This is a genomic window from Arthrobacter sp. D5-1 (genome assembly GCF_017357425.1).
GTDB lineage: Bacteria > Actinomycetota > Actinomycetes > Actinomycetales > Micrococcaceae > Arthrobacter.
The window spans coordinates 3,772,820-3,793,381 of record NZ_CP014571.1 but is presented as its reverse complement, the minus strand read 5'-3'; the positions used below and the strand labels follow the sequence as shown (position 1 = coordinate 3,793,381).

Below are 20,562 nucleotides of genomic sequence, written 5' to 3'. Positions count from 1 at the left end.
CAACTGAGCAAGGAGGCTCTCATGATCGATAGAAGGAAATTCCTGGGTACGGTGGCTCTCGGCACTGCATCTGCCGCGTTCCTGGCCGCGTGCGGCCAGTCCTCATCGCCGGCCCAGACTGGCTCGGCGGAGAACCCCGTGACCATCACGTACACGTGGTGGGGCAACGATGACCGTGCAGAACGTACCCGCAAGGCCATTGCCCTGTTCGAGTCCAAGAACCCAGACGTCAAGGTCAACGGCAACTTCTCCGACTTCGCCGGCTACTGGCAGAAGCGTGCAACGGAAGCTGCCGGCGGCGGCTTGCCGGACGTGATGCAGTGGGACCTGTCCTACCTGCGTGATTACGGCCAGCGGAACCAGCTCCTTGACTTGGGCACGGTAAAGATCAACACGGACGCATTCGACAAGTCCCTCCTTCCCTCGGGCCAGATCCGCGGCAAGACCTACGGCATCCCCACCAGCACCAACGCTTTCGCGGTCTACTACGATCCCGCCAAGCTCGCTTCCCTGGGCATCGCGGAGCCGGATGGATCCTGGAACTACAAAGAGTTCAACGCCTTCCTGGCCGAGGTCGGCGCCAAGGGCAACGGCACCCTGTTTGGCGGCACCGACTACACCGGAATTTGGTGGAACTTCAACATCTGGTTGCGCCAGAACAACATCCAGGCGTTCACCGAGGACGGCAAGCTCGGCTTCTCCAAGGATGATCTGAAGAAGTGGTGGAACCTGACCGGTGACCTGCGCGGCACCGCGGCGATTGTGGGCGAGGACAAGGCAACCCAGTTGCTGCCCAAGTCCCCGTTCGGCTCCAACGTCACGGCAACGGAAGTCACGTGGGACAACTTCATGGCCGGCTACCTCGCGGACAGTGGCGCGAAGGAACTCAAGCTCGTTCCTGTTCCGTCGGACGACCCCGACAACCTGGGCCTGTTCCTCAAGCCCTCCATGTTGATGGTGGCCAGCGCGAAAACCAAGAACAAGGACGCCGCTGCCCGCTTCATCGACTTCATGGTCAACGATCCGGAGGTGGGCCAGATCTTCAAGACCTCCCGCGGTGTCCCGGCGTCGAAGACCCAGCGCGATGGCACCACGTTCGAAGGCACGGACAAGCTGGTGGTGGACTACGAGAAGTCCATCGAGAAGTACCTCAAGGATGCCCCGGAGCCGCCCATTGTTGGTTTCGGCACCCTGGAGTCCACGTTCAAACGGGTCACGCAGGACCTGAACTACGGCAAGTTGACCGTGGACGGCGCAGCTGATGCGTGGTTCAAGGAAGCCGAAGACCTTATCAAGCAGAACGCCTAAGCAGACCTTCTGTGTCTGATCCGGCCTTCACAACTGACGGACTATTCTCGTGACGCAAAGCCCAACCCTGAGCAGGCGTGCCGCCTCCGCTCCCACGCCGCCGCGCAAATCGCGGCGGCGTGGGGCGAACACCCGCGCCGGTTACACCTTCCTGTTGCCCTGGCTGCTGGGATTCATCGCCCTGACCGTGGGGCCGATGATTTCCTCGCTGTACCTGTCCTTCACCAACTACAACCTCTTCGATGCCCCCAAGTGGATCGGTTTCGATAACTACCTCACCCTCTTCCAGGACGAACGGTTCCTGCAGTCGGTGGGCGTGACCATGCAATATGTGGTCTTCGGAACCCCACTCAAGCTCGCGGCGGCGTTGGCGATCGCGATGCTGCTCAACAGCAAACGCAAGGGCCAGGGTTTCTACCGGTCCGCGTTCTATGCGCCGTCACTGATCGGTGCTTCGGTATCCATCGCGATCGTCTGGAAGGCCATGTTCGGCGATTCCGGCCCAGTGGACCAGGGCTTGTCCTTTTTCGGGATCAACCTCGGCGGTTGGGTGGGTAACCCCAACATGACCATGGGCATGATGATCCTGCTGACCGTCTGGCAGTTTGGCGCCCCCATGGTGATCTTCCTGGCCGGCCTGAAGCAAATCCCCACGGACCTGTATGAGGCAGCGTCGATGGACGGTGCCGGCCCGGTACGGAAGTTCATGAACATCACCTGGCCCATGCTTTCCCCGGTGATCTTCTTCAACCTGCTCATGGAAACCATCCACGCGTTCCAGATCTTCGCTTCGGCCTACATCATCTCCAACGGTGAAGGCGGCCCGGCAGGCTCCACCCTCTTCTACACCCTCTACCTGTACTTGCGCGGTTTCTCCGATTTCCGGATGGGCTACGCCTCGGCCATGGCCTGGCTCCTGGTGATCGTGGTCGGCATCATCACGCTGATCTTCTTCAAGACCTCCAAGTCCTGGGTCCACTACAGCGGTGATGCAAAGTGACAACCATGGCAACCCCCACCCAGCCCGCACCCACGAAGCCCTCAACGGCACCGGTCTACAACCCGAAGTCCGAGTCCACCACGGTCAAGCGGATCAAGAGCACCATCTTCCACGTCGTTGCCTTGGCCTTGGTGGCGATGGTCCTCTACCCGGCACTGTGGATGATCTCCGCGTCCTTCAAGCCGAACTCCGAGATCGGCGGCGCCAACAACGCGTTGTGGTCAGCCAACTTCAGCTTCGATAACTTCGTCACGGCCATGGAAGGCATAGGTGGGGTCTCCACCCTGACGTTCTTCACCAATTCCCTGATCCTGGCCGTTGGCGCAGTGGTGGGTACCGTGCTCTCGGCGTCCATCTCCGCCTACGCGTTCGCCCGGATCAACTTCCCCGGCCGCGGACTGTTCTTCGGCATGATGATCGCTACCTTGCTGCTGCCCTTCCACGTGGTGATCATCCCGCAGTACATCGTGTTCCAGCAGCTTGGCCTGGTGGACACCTACGTGCCGCTGCTGATCGGCAAGTTCCTCGCCGCCGACGCGTTCTTCGTCTTCCTCATGGTCCAGTTCATGCGTGGCCTCCCGGCCGAACTGGATGAGGCAGCCCGCATCGACGGCGCCGGACACGTCCGCATCTTCGGCTCCATCATGCTCCCGCTGATGAAACCGGCCCTGATCTCCACTTCGATCTTCTCCTTCATCTGGAGCTGGAACGACTTCCTGGGCCCGCTGCTCTACCTGAACACCCCCGAAAAATACCCGCTCCCGCTCGCGCTGCGGCTCTTCGTTGACCAAACCCAGTCCTCGGACTACGGAGCCATGATCGCCATGTCCGTCCTGGCGCTCCTCCCGGTCCTGGTCTTCTTCCTCGTCTTCCAGCGCTACATCGTAGAAGGCGTATCAACACAAGGCCTCAAAGGCTGACGGACACGGAAGAGAATACTGAAGAATGAGCACTATGAATGCCACTGGCACGTCATCGGGGAAGCCCGGAATTCCGGTCAACCGCTTTGCCCTCTTCGCCGAGACCATCCTGGCGGGGGTCATCGTGCTCCTCTTGTCAGTCCCCTTGGTGACGGCGCCGGCTGCCTACGCGGCCGGCGTCGCGCACCTGGAAAGGCACCTCAGCGGCAGGGACGATTCCCTCCGCAGCTTGTGGGGCAATTTCCGTCGCGCGCTTCCCGGCAGTTGGAAGTTTGGCATCACGACGGCGGCAGCCGCCGTCGTGATTGTCCTGAACCTGTTGCTCGCCCTGGTGGGTCAACTTCCTGGCCGCGCCGTTATCCTTCCGGCCACGCTGATATTGGCCGCGGCCGGGGCGGTTCTCCTGCTCCGCACCGCGGCCAACTGGAGCGGTGGCGTGAACTGGGACGGCGATGCAGGCCTGCAGCCTGCTGAAGTACCGGGCCGGCAACGCTGGGCCGCTGCCTACTCCAGCGCCAAAGATGACTCGGTGCGTGACTGGAGCGGTTCCTTGCTGTTGCTCGCCGCCCTCTTCATGACGGTCGTCTTTGTCTGGATGTTGCAGGCGTTGTTCGTGATCGTTCCCGGGACCCTGGTCCTGGCCGCCGCGGCCATCAAGATCCGCTCGCACCGAAGTTAACCACCCAACCCGCTGAATCGAGCAGTCCACCCCGTGTCGCCGCGCCCGTTCCCACTGCGCCCCAAATCCACCACGACAAACGAAGCATCCGCCCCACGGACACGCTCCACGGAGACCTGGCACTACCCGCTGCGCCACCACAATTACAGGATCTTCGTGGCCCTCTCCCTGGTGGGAAGCGGCGGAGTGTGGATGCAAAGGCTGGCGCAGGACTGGCTGGTTCTCCAGCTCACGGGGAGCCCGGCGGCGGTGGGCCTGGCCGTGGCGTTGCAGTTCCTTCCCATGCTGGTGGTGGGGCCCATCAGTGGTGTGCTGGTGGATCTCTTCCCCAAACGACGCATCCTCCTTGCCTGCCAGTCCGTCGCCGTCTTGCTGGCTGCCGGGCTGGCCGTGTGGAACGCCACCGGTGGTACCGACGTCTGGGTGGTCTACGCCTCCTGCATCGCCTTGGGCATCACCAGTGCCATCGACGGACCAGCGCGGCAGGTGTTCGTCAACGAGGTGGTGGGCGATACCGGACTCCCCGCAGCCATCGGCCTGAACAGCGCCGTTAGCCAACTGGGTGCCATGGTTGGACCCGCACTTGCCGGCGTGGTCATTGCCCAGGCAGGTCCGGCCGCGGCGTTCGCTGCCAATGCCGGCTTGGGAATGGCCGTCCTGGTGATGATCGTGTCCATCCGGCCAGGCGAGCTCCACCACTCACCCGAGATCGGTGGGCACGAGCCGCGGCGGGGCCGGATCCTGGCAGGTTTCCGCTTTGTCCGGGAGCGTCCGCCGTTACTCCTGACCATGCTGCTGGCAGGTTTGCTGGGCGCTTTCGGCATGAACGGACCCGTGGTCCTGGCGGCCTTCGCGGACCAGGTGTGGCACAGCGGTCCTGCTGGTTTCGGCCTCTTCAACACAGTCAGCGCCCTGGGGGCCTTGGCGGGTGCGTTGGTGGCCACCCGGATCAAGCGCTTTGGCCGCAAGGGCATTGTGGCCAGTGCCGGGCTGTTCGGCTTGACACAACTGCTGGCCGCCGTGATGCCTACACAGGAATCGTTTGTGGTGATGCTCATTGTGGTGGGCTTCATGACGCTGCTGTTCCTCACAAGCGCAGCTACCGCCGTCCAGTTGGAGGCTGGCGCCAGCGTTCGTGGCAGGGTTCTGGCCCTCTACTTCCCGTTGCTTCTGGGTGGGCACGCGCTGGGTGGTTTGCTGGCGGGATGGCTGACGGAGGATTTTGGCGTCCGTACCGGATTGGTAGTGACCGGTGCGTTGGGTATGGCCTCGGCCGCTGTGATTGGTTTCGTGCTGTGGAGCTGCTCACGACGCCGGCGATGAGCCCGTTCCCCGCGATGAGCGGATTTGTGAACGTTTGAGATCAACACACAAAAGTTCCTTGACGGGTGACGTAGAGCACACCTAGGCTGAGAAAGCGTTTTCTCCGACGTGCATCTGCAAGATTCCCCTGCCAAGACAAGGACCCCAGATGTCGATCCGTGCAACAAAGAAGTTCGCGCTCAAAGCTGCAGCAGCCACGGCCGTTATAGCCATCACCATGACAGGCTGCGGGAGCTCGCCGCAGTCCGCCCCCGATGGCACAGTCACCCTGCGCTTCAGCTGGTGGGGCTCGGACGTCCGCCACAAGATGACCCAAAAACTTATTGACGCTTTCGAGGCCCGGAATCCCACCATCAAGGTCAAGGGCGAATACGGCGACTGGTCCGGCTACTGGGACAAGCTCGCTACGCAGGTTGCCTCGCAGGACGCCCCGGACATCATTCAAATGGATGCCGCTTACCTGGGCGAGTACGCCGAGCGCGGCGCCCTCCTGGAACTGAAGGACGTAGACCTGGGCAAGTTCGATGCTGCCGTTGCAGACGCAGGCAAGGTTGAAGGCAAGCAGTATGCCGTCACTGCCGGCGTGAACGCCCAGGTAGTTCTGGCCAACCCATCGCTCCTGTCGGCCAGCGGTGTCACGTTGCCCGATGACAAGACCTGGACCTGGGACGAATACAACAAGACGGCGGCCGCCATCACCGAAGGCAGCAAGAGCGGCGTCTATGGTTCCGGAGCCGTCAGCGGCGACGCTCCCATGAATCTCTGGTTCCGTCAGCACGGCAAGTCGCTCTTTACCTCTGACGGCAAGTTCGGCTTTGACGAGGGCGACCTGACGGGCTGGTACGAATACCAGGCCGAACTCCGCGATTCCAAGGCCGTGCCGCCCGCCTCGGTGATGACCGAGGACGCCACCGCTTCCGTGGACCAGCAGGGCCTGGCTACCAACAGGTTCGGGCTTGCCTGGTACTGGTCCAACCAGCTGAGCGCCCTGACCAAAGCGTCCGGCCACCCCTTGGAGATCCACCGTCCACCGAGCACGGACGGCAGCGCCGCGAGTGCCAAGCAGTTCTACAAGTCCTCACAGTTCTGGTCGGCGAGTTCCCGCACCAAGCACCCGGCCGAGGTGCAGAAGTTCATTGACTTCCTGGCCAACAATGTTGAGGCCGGCGAGATTGCCCTCGCAGATCGCGGTATCCCGGGCAACTCGGAAGTCCGCGCCGCAGTCCTGCCCAAGCTGACACCGGAAGACGCAGCCACGGCAAAGTTCATTGACGAGATCTCCTCCGAGTTGGGAGACGCAGTGCCGGTACCTCCGGCAGGTTCCAGTTCCGCCGTCGAGGCTTTTGGCCGTTACGGACTGGAAGTGCACTTCAACCGGATGTCACCCACAGAAGCTGCCAAGAAGGCCATGGACGAAGCCAAGAGCGCGCTGGGTTAGCCCACGTCAGACCCCGTCTCGTGGGCCAAAGGTCCACGTGCCGGGCCTGGCCGAAACTGTACGGTCGGGAAGGACCACCTGGGCCGTTACGCCTGCGGGAATGCTGCACTCCAGTTCAATGCCGTCGGCCGTCCGCTGCCAGGAAACGGCAACCGCTCCGCGCTGCGTGGGCACGCTGCCCGCGGCACCTTCCAGACGGCACACCGGCGGTTGGATCACGACGGCGGACGCTCCCGGCGCTGTCACCCGGACACCGAGGAGGTACTCAAGGATCTCCCGGATTACGGAGGCAGACCAAGCGTGGGACTGGCTGTAGTCGCTGCCCTCGTCGAGTTCCCAGGCCTCCCAGGTGAAGGACCCGCCGGCTTCCAGCAATCGTGCCCAGCCGGGCCGGCCTGGCTCCGTCAGGAGATCCAGGACAGCGTCCACGCGCCCCTGCGAAAGCAACGCCCGGAACAGCCGGTGCACCGTCATGGGGCCTTGCCGCATGCCCATTCCGGCGATGCGTTCGGCGTCCTTGGCCGCGTGCACGGTCGGGGTAATGCCCAGCGATAACGGGTACGACGTCGCATGCTGTGAGGCATTCAGGCTCGGCCGGCCGTCGGCGTACAAACCATCCACCATCACGCCGTCCACGCGAAGCCGGGTGTTGATGTGCCCGGCCAACCCATCCGCAGCTTTCCTGTACCGGGCGGCCTCGGGTGTAAGGCCTGCAGACCCGCAGAGCCGGCTGACGGCGTCGAGCACTGACCAGGATTGGGCGTTCACCGTGGTGCGCGCCGCGCAGTCCATGTCGTAGCCGAAGCGGCCCGGTGCCGGCCAGTCCACGATGCCGTGGAGGTACGGACCCGCGCCGCCGCCAAGCTCGGTGACCAACCCGGCGGTGGGACCACTGGCGGGGATGTGCCGGAGCACGTAACCGGCCGTGTCCTGGAGGCAGGGGAGGAGTTCCTGGACCAGGGCGTCATCCCCACTGAGCCGGTGGTAGTCCTCCACCCATTCGGGCATCATGAGCGAGAAGTCGGGGATGTCGCGCTTGCCGTCGCCGTTGGGATACACCGCGTTGTAGCGGCCCCGCTGATCGGGCGAATCCCAGTAGCGCCTGGCAGATCCCGCGAATTCGCGCAGAGCCTTGGCCGTGAAATGACGCTCACCGAACAACGCCATGGTGGCGTAGGAGATGTTCACGGCGTCGCCCAGGAATTGGCCCTTTTCGCGGGTGGGCGTGTCCACGAACTGTTCCTGCACACCCAGCAACGCAGAGTCGCGAAGGAGCGTGAAGACCCGGTTCAGCGTGCCGTCGGAGCTGTGGAAGCTGCCTTCGGCCGGGTGTTCGGCATGGATGACCGTTGCGCCCACCGCACCGAGGTCCTCGATGCCCACACCGGGAAATTCGAGGTAGCGGAACCCTAGATGCACCGCTGCCTCGTAGCGCTGCGGGCCGTCCTTTTGTGTGTAAGGGAACGCCATGTCCGTGTTTTGGCTGGGAGTCTTTCCCGGGTCCACACGGCCATCGGACTGCAGGTTGTACCCGGCACGGAGCATCACGGTCCGCCCGTGCCGGCCCCGGAGGAACTCCACAACCGGGCGCCCGGGGATCACTGTGCCGAAGTCCGCCACCGGTGTGCCGTCCGCGGCCGTGAAAATGGCGACGGCGGGGGCATGGTTCCGAGCGACGCTTGCGTGGTTGGGGCTGAGGGCCGGGAAATCCGGGACGGGGTGGACCCCGAGCGAGAGCGCCGGGTGCCAGCCTTCCGGGGCCGGCCACGCAGTCGCATCGAAGTGCTCTACCGGGTCGCCTTCATCGTTGCGGTACCCGCTCTGGCGGTAGGGCCCCTCGGCCACCAGCCACCCCGGCCCGGATCCGAATACGTCGCGCGTGCCGTCGTCGTACTCCACCGTCAGTTGGGCCAGCACACCCGGGCGGACGGCCGCCCGGCCCTGGCCCGGACCGTACCAATGCGCGACGGCGGTCAGGGTGGCGCTGCCGCCCGACTGCAGTGTCTCCGTGACGTCGGCGGCGTTGTAGAAGTGTTCGCCCGGGTAGCCGAAGTTGGTGGTCTCCAGGCAAGGAGTGCCGTTGAGGGTGAACAGAGGCGGGCACGGACCACAGGACGCTTGAGGTTGCAGGTTGCCTTGGCAAGGGTCCATTCGTCGGGCTGGCGGAGGGGCGTGGTGTTGGTCCAGCCTGCCAGGGAGCCAGGGGCGGTGAAGTCGCTGCTGAGGAGGGTCTTCCCGTCACTCCGGACATCAAGGGAGAGGTATTCGGCCTGGCTCCGTGGTCCTTGGTGGAAGGCGATGCCCGTGCCCCCGGTGTTTTCAACGTCCGAGTCCAAGGCCGTGGCGCCGTCAATGGTGACGGTGATGCGCTGCCCGTCGTCGGTGACCACCAGGTCCTGCCAGCCGTCGTGGGGAGTGGCACCCGCCCGTGAAACAGCGGTTGCCCCAAAGTCCGGGGTTTCAGCCAGTGCCTCCGTGGCGGGCGCAGCCATGGCGCCGATCTCCCAGGCGGGAGCCTGCCGGAGGACGGCTGTACTGTTGGGTTTCATTTCCAGCAGCAGCCCGGTTCCGGGTCCTTCGCTGCGGAGGAGAATCCCGGCAGTACCAAGACGCAAGCGGAAGCGGGCGGCGATCACCGTGCTGCCGCTGGCTGATACAGGCCAGGGAAGATGTGGCGAGCCGCTCACACGCAGCAACCCTTCCACCATTTCCAGTGGCGCGCGGCCTCCCGGGGCACGATGGATCCACTCGGCGTTCCAACCGCTGGTTCCCGATTCGGCGAGCCCTGTGCTGAAACATGCCGGAGCGCCCGGCTCACCCACAGCACCGGTGGAGTCCGTGACCTGGACGGTCCACTGGTAGTCACTGTCAGGGCTGAGGTTGGGGCTGTTTTCGGGGCTTGTGGAGGACTGGTGGTGCTGCTGGTCTGTGACCACAGTGCCCGAATCCCACACCTGTGTTCCGCCGCGGTCCATCACCCGGATTCGGTACGCGGCTTGGAACGATTGCCGCGTGTCTGCGGAAGGACCGGCATCCAGCAGCCAGGCGAACCTGGGCCGTGCCGGGGCCATCAGGCAATGCGTCCGGCCCTCCACCGTGAGGCTCGTCGCGAGGAGTGGTGATGCCGGGGCGTTGGAAATCATCGAGCCGACACCAAGTCCTCGATGTCAGGGGTGCCGAGTATTCCGTCACTGATCCACACCGCGATGGAACGGGTCAGTGCTTCGCCCGCAGCCAACTCCACGGCGGAGTCCCACGCCAGCGCCGAACCCACGGCCGGGTAGCCGCTGCATCGCACAAACCATGGGTCCGGGGACTCGGAAGGTGCGCCAAACACCAACGTGGCCGGGCCGCCGTCGAACTCTCCGGTCCACGCCAGCCACGGCGTCACTGAACCATGTACGGCGGGTTCGCCCTCGGCTGTGGAGGAGAACACGCGCGGAGAGGCATTGGCAGGAAGCCTCCAGAAGAAGCCGCCGTAGCCACTTCCCGCGGCACCGTGCGAGCCAGGACTACCCAGCGAGGCATCCACGACGGCGGTGAGTTCCGTTGTGATGTCCAGCCGCCACGTTCGTGGGGTGATGAGCGAACGACGGAACGAGCGACGTTCCTCCAGGAGCAAGCCGCCGTCGGCGGCCAGCCAGTGGAGGTCCGCTGTGGAGTGCTCCGGGCCCTGGGTGATTGCGGCGACCTCGATTCTGCCGTGGTCGTTCAGATCCACGTATTTTCCTGCGGACCGGCGATAACTGCGTCCACCCCAGAAGTTGCTGCCGTTGACGTCCTGCAGCGCGAATCCGGCGCCGAGATGCCACACGTGGTCCGAAGCAAGGTGGTCTGTCACCACGATGCCGCCGCGGGTGGTCACCGGATGAAGGTAAGGCCGCGGCGACAACGCCGTGTTGAGCCCGCTTCCACTGCGGAAGATGGCAGTAGGAGCTTCTTCCTTGGGATCTCCATCACCGGCACCCTCAGAATCCGCAGCGGGGGCGAAGAGAGCCTCGGAGCCCGCCGCGGCTGGTCGCGCCCACGGCAGGCCGAGTTCGGAGAACGTTGCATGGGACAAGGTGGCCCGTTCCAGGATGTCCTCAATGCGGGGGATCACTGCATGGGCTTGATCGCCGGATCCCACCCAGGTCAGGAATTCCGGGGGAATCACGGCAGGAGCCGCGGCTGTCCGGATGGCTTCCAGGACGCGCATGAAAGCGCCACTGTGATCCAAGGGGCTGAGCAAGGCGGTGCCCTGGCTCAGGTGCTGGAGCAGGTTCTCGGTCAGATCGTCCCGCCCGAAGACATGGGTGGTTTCAGCTGCTTCGGTGCGGACCGTGACACGGTCTTCGGTGTAATGGAACACCGCTGTTCCCTCGGTGCCGTGGAGCGTGACGTACGGTTCCACGGATTCGGTGGCGCACAGCGTGAGGGCGCACGTGATGGGCAGTCCGTTGACGGTCTTCATGCGGATCACGGAGGTATCGTCCGCTTCAATGTCGTTGGCGCGATAGAGGTCCGTGTCCACCGATGCCAGGTCTTCTGCCTGGCGGGCTCCGGCGATGCGGAGGGCAGTGGCAATCGCGTGGGCCAATGGGTTGGTGGCGACGCCGTCCACCACGTCCACTCCGTCGAGGCTGCGTTTGCCCGCCCAGCGCGAGCGCTTGTAGTAGGCGCGGTCGCGGACCCAGCGGCCGGTAGCGGAGATGCCCTTGAGCGTGCCGATGCCGGGAAGTTCCTTCGTGGCTTCGCCGTTGGCCAGCTGCTCCAAAGCGCCCAATGCATGGGAACCCAGGCTCTGGAAACCGATCTGTACGCTGCGTCCGGCTGCGGTTGCGGCCTCCTTGAGTCGGCGGAAGTCCGTCATGGAGGCTACCGGGGGTTTTTCCAGGTAGAGGTGGGAGTGGGATGCGAGGACGGACAAAGCCAACGGGGCGTGGGTCTGGATCGGAGTAGCCACGATGATCACCTCCGGGTGGTGATCGCCGGCCAGCAGGTCATCGAGGGTGGCATGGACAGCAGTTGTCCCGGGCAACGCGCCGGCGGACGGGGGATTGGGGTCCGCCACGGCAACGAGTTCCACCGCTCCCTGCGCGCTCAGCCTATGAAGGTTGTGGAGGTGGTGTGCTCCGAAGCCGTGGACTCCTACCAGGGCAATCCTGGCGGGAGCGGTCCGGGGTGCGGGTACCGGCGCGGGCGACGGTGCGGCCCCGCGCGGGCTGGTGATGGACTCGATGGAAGGGGTGTCCATGGCTCTCCTCGGCTGGCGCTGCAACGAAGGCGGTGACGCCGTCGTCAGGGTGTTCATGTAAGTATCCGGCGGGTTCAGGCTATACCCAGCAAGCGCTTTCCCAGTTCCGGCTCCCGCCCAGTGTAGCGCGGCTTCACGACTAATGTAACGATTCAAGAATGATCTTGACTCCACCCTTGCCCAGCGTCTAAGTTGACGGGAAAGCGTTTGCTTAGTGATGCGGCCCACATGGGCCGACCCCAACTGACCGGCTGCAGCGGCTGCTATGAGACTCCTCAGCAATCGCCATCCATGGTCACGCGGGCCTATTCTGCAACGATGGAGAAAGGGGGAGCGCCATGGCCTCGGGTGGATTTGGATTCCGTGCGTACACGCTCTTCGACACACTCGTCTGGATAGCTTGCCTGAATGTGTTGTGGATTGCCTTCACTGTCCTCGGTGGAGTTGTCCTGGGAATCGGCCCCAGCACCGCTGCGGCCCACGTCCTGGTCCGCAACAAGGTACGGGGAGATGCCGCGCCGTTGATGCGGCGCTTCGCGAAGGAGTACTTCAGCAACTTCGGCAAGGGCAACGCCTTGGGCTTGCCCCTGATTGCGGTGGGCATTGCCCTGACCCTGAACTGGGGCTACTTCTCTGCAGGCTGGGACTTTGGCTCGCAGATCGCTTCCGCTGGAATCCTCATGGCGGCCCTGTTTGCCGCCGGCGCAGTCTGCTACTTGTTCCCCATGTTCGCCCGCTACGAGCTTTCCATTCCGCAGTACTTCCTGATGTCCTCACGCTTTGCGATGCGCCATCTGGCGGGAACTGTGATTCTCTTGTTCGTCACAGCGGCCGCCCTGTTCGTATGCCGGTCGGTTCCGGGGCTGATTCCGTTCTTCGGCGTTGGCGCATGGCTTTATGTCACGGGGTGGCTCTGTGACCGCTTCTTTACGGCCAACGATGAGGCGATGTCAGCCACTGGCGGCGGCCCTGTTTCCATCACGACCCACAGTACGGAGGCCAGCCTTGTCTGAACCCACCCGCGCCCGCCCCGCATTGAGCGGGCCGCCGGTCCTTCACCGTTCCCTCGATGTCCAAGGAAGCAGCGAACTCGTCCCGAATGCCTCCGGCGCGAGTACTAATGAAACGTATCAAGATGCACGTGGCCAGCACATGTGGACCCTCAAAAGATTCCCGGGTGTGCCGTCATACCAAGAGTCGAAAGACACCAACCCCGATGAAGTGGAGCAGGTAAGAAAATGATCCGTAGAAAACACACGCTGGCCGCCGCCGTCGTCGTTTCCGCAGCCCTGGCGCTGACCGCCTGTGGTGGCGAAGCGCCGGCGTCGGACCTTTCCTCCGTCAAGATCATGGCGCCGTTCCTGGAGGCGCAGCCGCCAACAGCCGATGGCGCCGTACAGAAGAAGCTTGAGGAACTCACGGGCAAGGACGTCAACATCACGTGGACGCCCAACGCGTCCTACGAAGACAAGATGAACATCACGCTGGCATCTTCGGAGATTCCGCATGTCCTGGTGGTGCAGGGCAAAACGCCGGGCTTCGTGAAGAACGCTGAAGCGGGCGCCTTCTGGGACCTCACGGACAAGCTCAACGACTATCCGAACCTGAAGACCACCTTCCCGGAGGTCCAGCAGAATGCCAGCGTCAACGGCAAGGTCTACGGCGTTTACCGCGGCCGCAACCCGATCCGTGCAGCGGTCATGTTCCGTCAGGATTGGCTGGACAAGCTGGGTCTGAAGGCGCCCGAGACCACCGAAGACCTCTACAAAGTAGCCAAGGCGTTCACCGAACAGGATCCTGACGGCAATGGCCAGAACGACACCTACGGGATCACCATCCCCAAATGGGGCGCGCTGGGAACCAACAGCCCCTATGACCTGATCGAGACCTGGTACGGCGCCGGAAACCGCTGGACCGAGCGGGACGGCAAGCTGGTCCCCAGCTTCGAAACCGACGAATTCCTCGAAGCCAACCGCTTCATCAAGAAGATGGTGGACGAGAAACTCATCAACCCCGATTTCGCCACGTTCGACGGCACCAAGTGGAACGAACCGTTCTTCAACGGCAAGGGCGGCATCATCGTGGACGTTGACTCCCGCGTCAGCGTGCTGATCAACCTTTTCAAGCAGGCCAACCCGAACGACTTTGAAAACAAAGTGGGCTTCGTGGGCAGCCTCAAGGGACCGGACGGCGAACTGCACGCCCACCCCACCGACGGTTACTCCGGCTTCCTGGCCATTCCCAAGTCCAGCGTCAAGACCGAGGCTGACCTGAAGAACGTCCTCAGCTTCCTGGACAAGTTGAACAGCAAGGACGTTGCCGTTCTCATGAACAATGGCATCGAGGGCGTGAACTTCACCCTCGAAGAGGGCCTGGCTGCCACCATCAAGCCTGAAACCCCTGAGGGCAAGGTGGTCAACACTGACATCAAGAGCTTCGCCCAGCTTGGCACCAACGTCACGGGTAACAATTTCTACCCGGTCAAGCAGGCCTCCGAGTACGAGCAGAAGGTCTTCGATGACCGCGTCGCCGTCATGGCAGAGGACCTCAAGAGCGCCGTGTACAACCCGGCAGCTGCCTTCGTCTCGCCCACCTACGTTGCCAAGGGCGCGCAGTTGGACAACATCGTGGCGGACGCCCGTATCAAGTACCTCGCCGGGCAGACCGACGAGCAGGGCCTGAAGGACGCCATCAAGCTGTGGAACACCAGCGGCGGTGACAAGGTCAAGGAAGAAATTAATAAACTCTGGCAGGAAAACAAGAAGTGACAACCCCGGTTATGGAAGCCAAGGCCTCGGAGCGGGCGGCCACCAAGCCGCCCGCGCCGGTGCGGCGGCGCGGGTTCGCCGTCCACTTCGCGCACTACAAGTGGCTGTATCTGCTGTTGCTGCCTGGAGTCCTGTACTTCGCGATCTTCAGGTACGGGCCCATGTACGGCGTGTCCATCGCTTTCAAGGACTACGTTCCGTTCCTTGGCGTCAATGGCAGCCCTTGGGTGGGTGTCACCCACTTCACGGACTTCTTCTCGAACCCGGACTTTCCACGGCTGCTGGGCAATACGCTGATCCTGGCGTTCCTGAACCTGGGCATCGCGTTCCCGCTCACCATCATCCTGGCGTTGCTCCTCAACGAGGTCCGTCTGTCGGTGCTCAAACGCACCGTCCAGACGCTCGTCTACATCCCGCATTTCTTGTCCTGGACCATCGTGGCGTCGCTGAGCTTCCTGCTCTTCGCCTTGGACATCGGACCGTTGTTCCAGTTCGTGAACGGTTTGTTCGGGACCAACGTGGACATCTTGTCCGATCCCCACTGGTTCCGGCCCTTGATCGTTCTCCAGGAAATCTGGAAGAACACCGGCTGGGGCACCATCATCTTCCTCGCCGCGCTGGCCACGGTGGACCAGGACCAGTATGAGGCAGCAATTATCGACGGCGCCGGCAGGTTTCGTCGCGTCTGGCACATCACATTGCCGGGCATCCGCTCCACCATCATTGTGATGCTCATCCTGGCCATCGGGCAGATGCTCAACACCGGCTTTGAGCAGATCTACCTCATGACCAACGCACTTAACCGCAGCGTGGCCGACGTCTTCGATACCTACGTCTACTTCGTGGGCATCACCCAAGGCGCCTACAGCTACAGCACCGCCGTCGGGCTGTTCAAGTCCCTCGTGGGAATCGTGCTGATCTTTGGCACCAACTGGCTGTCCAAGCGGTTCAACCAGAGCGGACTTTTCTAATGAAGATCCACAACACCCGCGGCGGACGGGTTTTTGATGCCGCAAACTACGTCTTCCTGAGCCTGGTAGGCATCATCACCCTGCTGCCGTTCGTCTACGTGATCGCCGGGTCCTTCGCCAACGAGGCCGAGATCACCCGGCGGGCGTTCTTCGTCTGGCCCGAGCAATTCACGCTGGGCGCCTACGAATACATCTTCTCCACACCCGCCTTCACACGGGCTCTCATCACCACCGTCCTGGTGACGCTGGTCGGCACCTTGATCCAGCTCATCCTGACTGTCACCATGGCGTACCCGTTGGCGAAGAAAAACCTGCGGGGCCGGAAGCTGATCATGTCCCTGGTGGTCTTCGCCATGGTGTTCTCCGGCGGCATGATTCCCACGTTCCTGCTGGTCAAGGACCTGGGCCTGCTGAACAGCTACTGGGCGCTGATCCTGCCCGCGGCCATCAACCCGTTCAGCTTGATCATCATCAAGAACTTCTTCCAGGAACTCCCCCAGGAGCTGGAAGAATCCGCCAAAATGGACGGTGCCACGGAAATTGGCATCCTCTGGCGGATCCTGCTGCCGTTGTCCAAGCCGGTGTTGGCTACGTTCGCGCTGTTCTACGCGGTGGGAATCTGGAACGACTTCATGTCACCCTTGCTCTACCTGAGCGATAACAACATGTGGACCCTGCAGATGTACCTGCGCCAGGTCACGGCAGCCTCGGACCTCCTGGGCACCGGCAATGTGGATCCCTCCTATATTCCGCCGGAACAGGGCATCAAGTTCGCCGTGATCGTGGTGGCCACCCTGCCCATCCTGATCTTCTACCCCTTCCTGCAGAAGCATTTTGCCAAGGGCATGCTGATCGGTTCGGTCAAGGGCTAGACGCCGCTGCAGCAAGGCGGCCGTGTATTGCCGCTGCATCATCTGAAAGGACACCCATGAAAATCCTCCTCGCGGGCGACTCCACCGTTGCCGCCTGCCCCAGCTTCGAGTACCCCATGAGTGGCTGGGGCGCCCATCTTGCGCCCGAGACGTACTGGTGGGCTGCCGTTCACAACTACGCCAAGGGCGGTGCCACCACGGAGTCGTTCCGCGAGGAAGGCCTCTGGTACCAGCTCATCAACCAGACCGTCCAGGGCGATTTGGTCCTCATCCAGTTCGGGCACAACGACCAGAAACGTGAACAGCTGGCCGCGCGCACGGGCTACGCGGACAACCTCAAGCGCATGGTGGCCGAGGTCCGCAGCAAGGGTGGCATTCCCATCCTGTGCACCTCGGTGGAACGCAGGCATTTTTTGGACGGACAACTGGAGGTCACCCTGGGGGACTACCCCGTGGTGGTCCGGGAGCTTGGTCTCGAGCTCGGCCTGGACGTCATCGACCTCAACCAGTGGACGCGTTCCCTCTACCAGGAGTTGGGAGAGGAAGGTTCCAAGGAGCTCTTCTTCCACTTTGCTCCGGGCGAGCACGCACACTGGGCCGGCGGCCTTGAGGACAACACCCACTTCCATGAGAAGGGCGCCCGGCGGATCGCTTCCTTCGTGGCGGAGCAGCTGGAATCCCTCGGCTACGGCCTGTCGGCAACCCTCAACGCGGGCGCACGTGCATGATTCACTCCAACCCGCTGCGCGGTCCTGCGGATGTGGCTGATTGGGTGGCGGAGGGGCCGGTTCAGTTCGGAACGCATGAGGTGGCGCACGACGACGGCGGCCCGGGCTCGGGCGGCGACGGCACCAGCGCCCTGGTTCTGTCGGGCTCCCTCGATGCGGAGGAGTACGGAGACCACGCTCATTGGACGCTCTGGTGCCCGGAGAAACTTCCTGATCACGTGAGGATCTCGTGGGAGTTCCTCCCGTTGGAGGAGCCAGGCCTCGCCATGGTGTTCTTCGCAGCCGCCGGCCACAGAGGCGAAGATCTGTTCTCTCCCGCTTTGGCTCCCCGCACAGGCTTTTATCCGCAATACCATTCGGGAGATATGGACGCCCTCCACGTCTCATACTTTCGGCACAAGCACGCTTCCGAGCGCGCGTTCCGAACCTGCAATCTGCGCAAGAGCGCGGGCTTCGAGCTCGTGGCGCAGGGAGCCGACCCGCTTCCACCTGCCGCGGATGCCGATGGGTTTTATCGTATGGAAGTGATCAAGGACGGCCCCCGGGTAGCCTTCTCCATCAACCAGCTGTTGCTCTTTGAATGGACCGATCCTGCGGGCGCACCCCTCAGGGGCGGGTACTTCGGTATTCGCCAGATGGCACCCCTGAGAGCCGCCTACCGGAACCTCTCCATTACCCAGTTGCAGCCCTGGCGCCCTGTGACAGCGCACACGAAACCATGACGTAGGATGTCCACATGCCCCTCTTTGACCTTTCCCTTGAGCAGCTCCGCGACTACACCTCAAGCGTGGTCCCGCCAGCCGATTTCGATGCCTTTTGGGACCGCACCATCACCGAGGCCAGGGCTTTGCCTCTTGACGCTGTGTTCGAACCCGTGGACAACTACCTCGCAGTGATCGACACTTTCGACGTGTCCTATGCCGGCTTCGGGGGAGACCGCATCAAGGGCTGGCTGCACCTGCCGTCACACCGCCAGCCGGGCCAGCAACTTCCCGTGGTGGTGGAGTACATCGGCTACTCCGGTGGCCGCGGGCTGGTCAACCAGAACACCAAGTGGGCCCAAGCAGGCTACGCACACTTCATCATGGACACCCGCGGGCAGGGCTACGGCGGCGTCTCGGGCGACACCCCGGATCCGCATCCGTCCGCTGGCGGAAACAACTATGCCGGGCTCATGACCAGGGGCGCCGACCACCAGGACAACTACTACTTCCGGCGGGTGTACGTGGACGCGTTCCGTGCGGTAGAAGCGGCGCAGAGCCATCCCGCCGTCGACCCCTCCAAGGTAGTCCTGACAGGCGTCAGCCAGGGTGGCGGCATTACTGTTGCTGCCGCTGGGCTGACGGCTGGAAGGCTCGACGGCGTCGTCGCCGCGCTGTCCGACGTCCCGTTCCTGCAGGACTTCCCCCGCGCCATTGACATCACCCCGCGCGGGCCCTATCCGGAGATCGCCGGTTTCCTGGGCCGGCACCGCGAAAAGTATGAGCCAACGCTGGCCGTCCTGAACTATTTCGACGGCGTCCACCTAGGCCGTGCCGCCACCGTTCCTGCACTGTTCTCCGCTGCGCAGATGGACGACATCTGCCCTCCGTCCACCGTTTTCGCGAGCTACAACAGCTACGGCACCGGCTCCTCGGCTGCGCCCGGCGGTGCGCCCGAGGGTGTGCCCGTAAAGGACATCGAGGTCTACCGCTTCAACAACCATGAGGGCGGGCAGGAACACCACTGGATCAAGCAGTTGCAGTTCCTGCGCAAACATTTGTCATGATGGCGGACGCGATTTGCCCGGTGTGAAGAACCGCGGTTATGGTGTGGCTATGACAAACCGTTGGTATGCGTATTTTTCGTTGGCTCTGGAGGGGCCCGCGTCTAACTGACACGCATCCAACTTTCCTTCAGAGCCAACAGGGCAGAGATCATTCTCTGCCCTTCGCCATATCCGGCGGGTTCTGAAAAGGGGCCCGCTCCGCATCCCGGAACAGGACCCAGACATGACAAGCATCGCTGCAGAACCCACCGAATCGCTCGACTCCCCTGATGCCGCGCATCCTTCCACGTCCAACCTGCGGGTCGCCCGCTTCGAGCCGCTGCCGGCACCCCAGGACCTGATCGCAGAGCTGCCGCTGGACGCCCGCTCAGCTGCCGTCGTCGACCGTGGCCGTGACCAGGTCCGCGCCATCATGGACGGCGTGGACGACCGGCTGCTGGTGATCGTCGGGCCGTGCTCCATCCACGATCCCAAGGCCGGCCTCGAATACGCCCGCCGTTTGGTGAGCCAGGCGGAGAAGCACAAGGAAGACCTGCTGATCGTCATGCGGACCTACTTCGAAAAGCCGCGCACCACCGTTGGCTGGAAGGGCCTCATCAACGATCCCCACCTGGACGGCAGCCACGACATCGCCGCCGGACTGCGCGCGGCCCGTGGGTTCCTGAAGCAGGTCACCGCCCTCGGACTACCCACGGCCACCGAGTTCCTCGAACCGATCAGTCCGCAATACATGGCTGACCTCGTTTCCTGGGGCGCGATCGGTGCCCGCACCACCGAAAGCCAGATCCACCGCCAACTCGCCTCCGGACTGTCCATGCCCATCGGCTTCAAGAACGGCACCGACGGCGACCTCCAGGTGGCCATCGACGCTTGCGGCGCTTCTGCCGCCGAGCAGGCCTTCCTGGGAATCGACGACGACGGTCGGGCGGCTCTCGTAGCCACCTCAGGCAACCCTGACACCCACGTGATCCTGCGCGGCGGACGCAAGGGACCCAACTACTCCCAGGATGATGTCGCGGCTGCTTCCTCCAAGCTCGCTGCCAAGGGCCTGAACCCGCGCCTGATCGTGGACGCCAGCCACGCCAACAGCGGCAAGAGCCACCACCGCCAGGCTGAGGTTGCCTTGGAAATCGGTGCGCAGCTCGAAGCCGGGGAGACCTCGCCGATCGCCGGCGTCATGCTGGAGAGCTTCCTGGTGGGCGGAGCCCAGAACCTGGACACCGCCAAGCAGCTTGCGGGGGAGCAGGAACTCGTTTACGGCCAGAGCGTCACCGATGCCTGCATGGAATGGGACGTTACGGCTTCCGTGCTGGAGCAGCTCGCTGCCTCGGCCCGGAAACGCCGCGCGGTGGTTGCGGAGTAGATCCGTTTCGTGGCTTCGCTGCGCATCATGCCGTAAGTTCGGCATGCCCGCAGCGAGTCCCCGTTATGGTCTTGCTCGGCCGGGGGAGCGGCATCCCACTTACGGGAAAGGCTTTCACATTGGCCCCATCAGCCTCTAGAGTATCTAGCACATGGTTGTTGGATGGCTCAGCATCGGCACACCGTTCT

At 63.3% G+C, this 20,562-nt stretch carries 17 protein-coding genes; 14 read left to right on the top strand and 3 right to left on the bottom strand.

The window, feature by feature from the left end; genetic code table 11:
• Positions 1 to 21: 21 nt before the first annotated feature.
• The 6 genes from AYX22_RS17455 (at position 22) to AYX22_RS17430 (ending at position 6,668) form a co-directional block, all read left to right on the top strand.
• Positions 22 to 1,308: an ABC transporter substrate-binding protein gene (locus AYX22_RS17455; RefSeq protein ID WP_207594509.1), complete on the top strand. Its 1,287-nt coding sequence runs from the start codon at positions 22 to 24 to the stop codon at positions 1,306 to 1,308.
• Between the two features lie 49 nt (positions 1,309 to 1,357).
• The gene (locus AYX22_RS17450) at positions 1,358 to 2,308 is read left to right on the top strand and encodes a sugar ABC transporter permease (protein ID WP_207594508.1); all 951 of its coding nucleotides are present in this window, start codon (positions 1,358 to 1,360) and stop codon (positions 2,306 to 2,308) included.
• Positions 2,305 to 3,228 (top strand): carbohydrate ABC transporter permease, encoded by a 924-nt coding sequence (locus AYX22_RS17445; RefSeq protein WP_207594507.1) that lies wholly within the window; start codon positions 2,305 to 2,307, stop codon positions 3,226 to 3,228. The genes AYX22_RS17450 and AYX22_RS17445 overlap by 4 nt, the downstream gene beginning before the upstream one ends.
• A gap of 34 nt (positions 3,229 to 3,262) precedes the next feature.
• Positions 3,263 to 3,907: a Poxvirus protein I5 gene (locus AYX22_RS17440; RefSeq protein WP_207594506.1), complete on the top strand. Its 645-nt coding sequence runs from the start codon at positions 3,263 to 3,265 to the stop codon at positions 3,905 to 3,907.
• 33 nt (positions 3,908 to 3,940) lie between these two features.
• A complete protein-coding gene (locus AYX22_RS17435; RefSeq protein WP_207594505.1) occupies positions 3,941 to 5,230 on the top strand; it encodes an MFS transporter in 1,290 nt (429 codons plus the stop codon).
• Between the two features lie 148 nt (positions 5,231 to 5,378).
• Positions 5,379 to 6,668, top strand: coding sequence for an extracellular solute-binding protein (locus AYX22_RS17430; protein WP_207594504.1), 1,290 nt, complete (start codon positions 5,379 to 5,381; stop codon positions 6,666 to 6,668).
• A 6-nt stretch (positions 6,669 to 6,674) separates the two neighbouring features.
• On the opposite strand, the gene AYX22_RS17425 is transcribed toward AYX22_RS17430, so the two are convergent.
• Genes AYX22_RS17425 through AYX22_RS17420 form a run of 3 tightly spaced genes read right to left on the bottom strand, consistent with a single transcriptional unit; the run spans position 6,675 to position 11,904 of the window.
• Positions 6,675 to 8,735: a family 78 glycoside hydrolase catalytic domain gene (locus tag AYX22_RS17425; RefSeq protein WP_242703646.1), complete on the bottom strand. Its 2,061-nt coding sequence runs from the start codon at positions 8,733 to 8,735 to the stop codon at positions 6,675 to 6,677.
• Positions 8,642 to 9,811: a hypothetical protein gene (locus AYX22_RS24150; RefSeq protein WP_242703384.1), complete on the bottom strand. Its 1,170-nt coding sequence runs from the start codon at positions 9,809 to 9,811 to the stop codon at positions 8,642 to 8,644. The genes AYX22_RS17425 and AYX22_RS24150 overlap by 94 nt, the downstream gene beginning before the upstream one ends.
• On the bottom strand, positions 9,808 to 11,904 hold the full coding sequence (locus AYX22_RS17420; protein ID WP_207594503.1) for a DUF6807 family protein: 2,097 nt from the start codon (positions 11,902 to 11,904) through the stop codon (positions 9,808 to 9,810). The genes AYX22_RS24150 and AYX22_RS17420 overlap by 4 nt, the downstream gene beginning before the upstream one ends.
• A gap of 338 nt (positions 11,905 to 12,242) precedes the next feature.
• Between AYX22_RS17420 and AYX22_RS17415 the strand changes: the two genes are divergently transcribed.
• The 8 genes from AYX22_RS17415 (at position 12,243) to AYX22_RS17380 (ending at position 20,374) form a co-directional block, all read left to right on the top strand.
• Positions 12,243 to 12,917 carry a DUF624 domain-containing protein gene (locus tag AYX22_RS17415; protein WP_207594502.1) on the top strand — a complete coding sequence of 225 codons (675 nt, stop codon included), beginning with the start codon at positions 12,243 to 12,245 and terminating at the stop codon, positions 12,915 to 12,917.
• Positions 12,918 to 13,142: 225 nt separating this feature from the next.
• Positions 13,143 to 14,672 carry an extracellular solute-binding protein gene (locus tag AYX22_RS17410; protein ID WP_207594501.1) on the top strand — a complete coding sequence of 510 codons (1,530 nt, stop codon included), beginning with the start codon at positions 13,143 to 13,145 and terminating at the stop codon, positions 14,670 to 14,672.
• The gene (locus AYX22_RS17405; protein WP_207594500.1) at positions 14,669 to 15,643 is read left to right on the top strand and encodes an ABC transporter permease subunit; all 975 of its coding nucleotides are present in this window, start codon (positions 14,669 to 14,671) and stop codon (positions 15,641 to 15,643) included. The genes AYX22_RS17410 and AYX22_RS17405 overlap by 4 nt, the downstream gene beginning before the upstream one ends.
• Positions 15,643 to 16,515 (top strand): carbohydrate ABC transporter permease, encoded by an 873-nt coding sequence (locus tag AYX22_RS17400; RefSeq protein WP_172325940.1) that lies wholly within the window; start codon positions 15,643 to 15,645, stop codon positions 16,513 to 16,515. Before AYX22_RS17405 ends, AYX22_RS17400 begins: the two co-directional genes overlap by 1 nt.
• A gap of 56 nt (positions 16,516 to 16,571) precedes the next feature.
• On the top strand, positions 16,572 to 17,243 hold the full coding sequence (locus tag AYX22_RS17395; protein WP_207594499.1) for a rhamnogalacturonan acetylesterase: 672 nt from the start codon (positions 16,572 to 16,574) through the stop codon (positions 17,241 to 17,243).
• Positions 17,240 to 17,965 (top strand): DUF1961 family protein, encoded by a 726-nt coding sequence (locus tag AYX22_RS17390; RefSeq protein WP_207594498.1) that lies wholly within the window; start codon positions 17,240 to 17,242, stop codon positions 17,963 to 17,965. Before AYX22_RS17395 ends, AYX22_RS17390 begins: the two co-directional genes overlap by 4 nt.
• Positions 17,966 to 17,979: 14 nt before the next feature.
• Complete coding sequence (locus AYX22_RS17385; RefSeq protein WP_207594497.1) at positions 17,980 to 19,011, top strand: acetylxylan esterase; 1,032 nt, start codon at positions 17,980 to 17,982, stop codon at positions 19,009 to 19,011.
• Between the two features lie 223 nt (positions 19,012 to 19,234).
• Positions 19,235 to 20,374, top strand: a complete 1,140-nt coding sequence (locus AYX22_RS17380; protein WP_207594496.1) for a 3-deoxy-7-phosphoheptulonate synthase — start codon at positions 19,235 to 19,237, stop codon at positions 20,372 to 20,374.
• Positions 20,375 to 20,562 lie beyond the last annotated feature (188 nt).

Coding starts and splice junctions, on each gene's coding strand:
- AYX22_RS17455 (WP_207594509.1), top strand. CDS start 22: ATGATCGATAGAAGGAAATTCCTGGGTACGGTGGCTCTCGGCACTGCA.
- AYX22_RS17440 (WP_207594506.1), top strand. CDS start 3,263: ATGAATGCCACTGGCACGTCATCGGGGAAGCCCGGAATTCCGGTCAAC.
- AYX22_RS17430 (WP_207594504.1), top strand. CDS start 5,379: ATGTCGATCCGTGCAACAAAGAAGTTCGCGCTCAAAGCTGCAGCAGCC.
- AYX22_RS24150 (WP_242703384.1), bottom strand. CDS start 9,811: ATGATTTCCAACGCCCCGGCATCACCACTCCTCGCGACGAGCCTCACG.
- AYX22_RS17420 (WP_207594503.1), bottom strand. CDS start 11,904: ATGGACACCCCTTCCATCGAGTCCATCACCAGCCCGCGCGGGGCCGCA.
- AYX22_RS17415 (WP_207594502.1), top strand. CDS start 12,243: ATGGCCTCGGGTGGATTTGGATTCCGTGCGTACACGCTCTTCGACACA.
- AYX22_RS17410 (WP_207594501.1), top strand. CDS start 13,143: ATGATCCGTAGAAAACACACGCTGGCCGCCGCCGTCGTCGTTTCCGCA.
- AYX22_RS17400 (WP_172325940.1), top strand. CDS start 15,643: ATGAAGATCCACAACACCCGCGGCGGACGGGTTTTTGATGCCGCAAAC.
- AYX22_RS17395 (WP_207594499.1), top strand. CDS start 16,572: ATGAAAATCCTCCTCGCGGGCGACTCCACCGTTGCCGCCTGCCCCAGC.
- AYX22_RS17390 (WP_207594498.1), top strand. CDS start 17,240: ATGATTCACTCCAACCCGCTGCGCGGTCCTGCGGATGTGGCTGATTGG.
- AYX22_RS17385 (WP_207594497.1), top strand. CDS start 17,980: ATGCCCCTCTTTGACCTTTCCCTTGAGCAGCTCCGCGACTACACCTCA.
- AYX22_RS17380 (WP_207594496.1), top strand. CDS start 19,235: ATGACAAGCATCGCTGCAGAACCCACCGAATCGCTCGACTCCCCTGAT.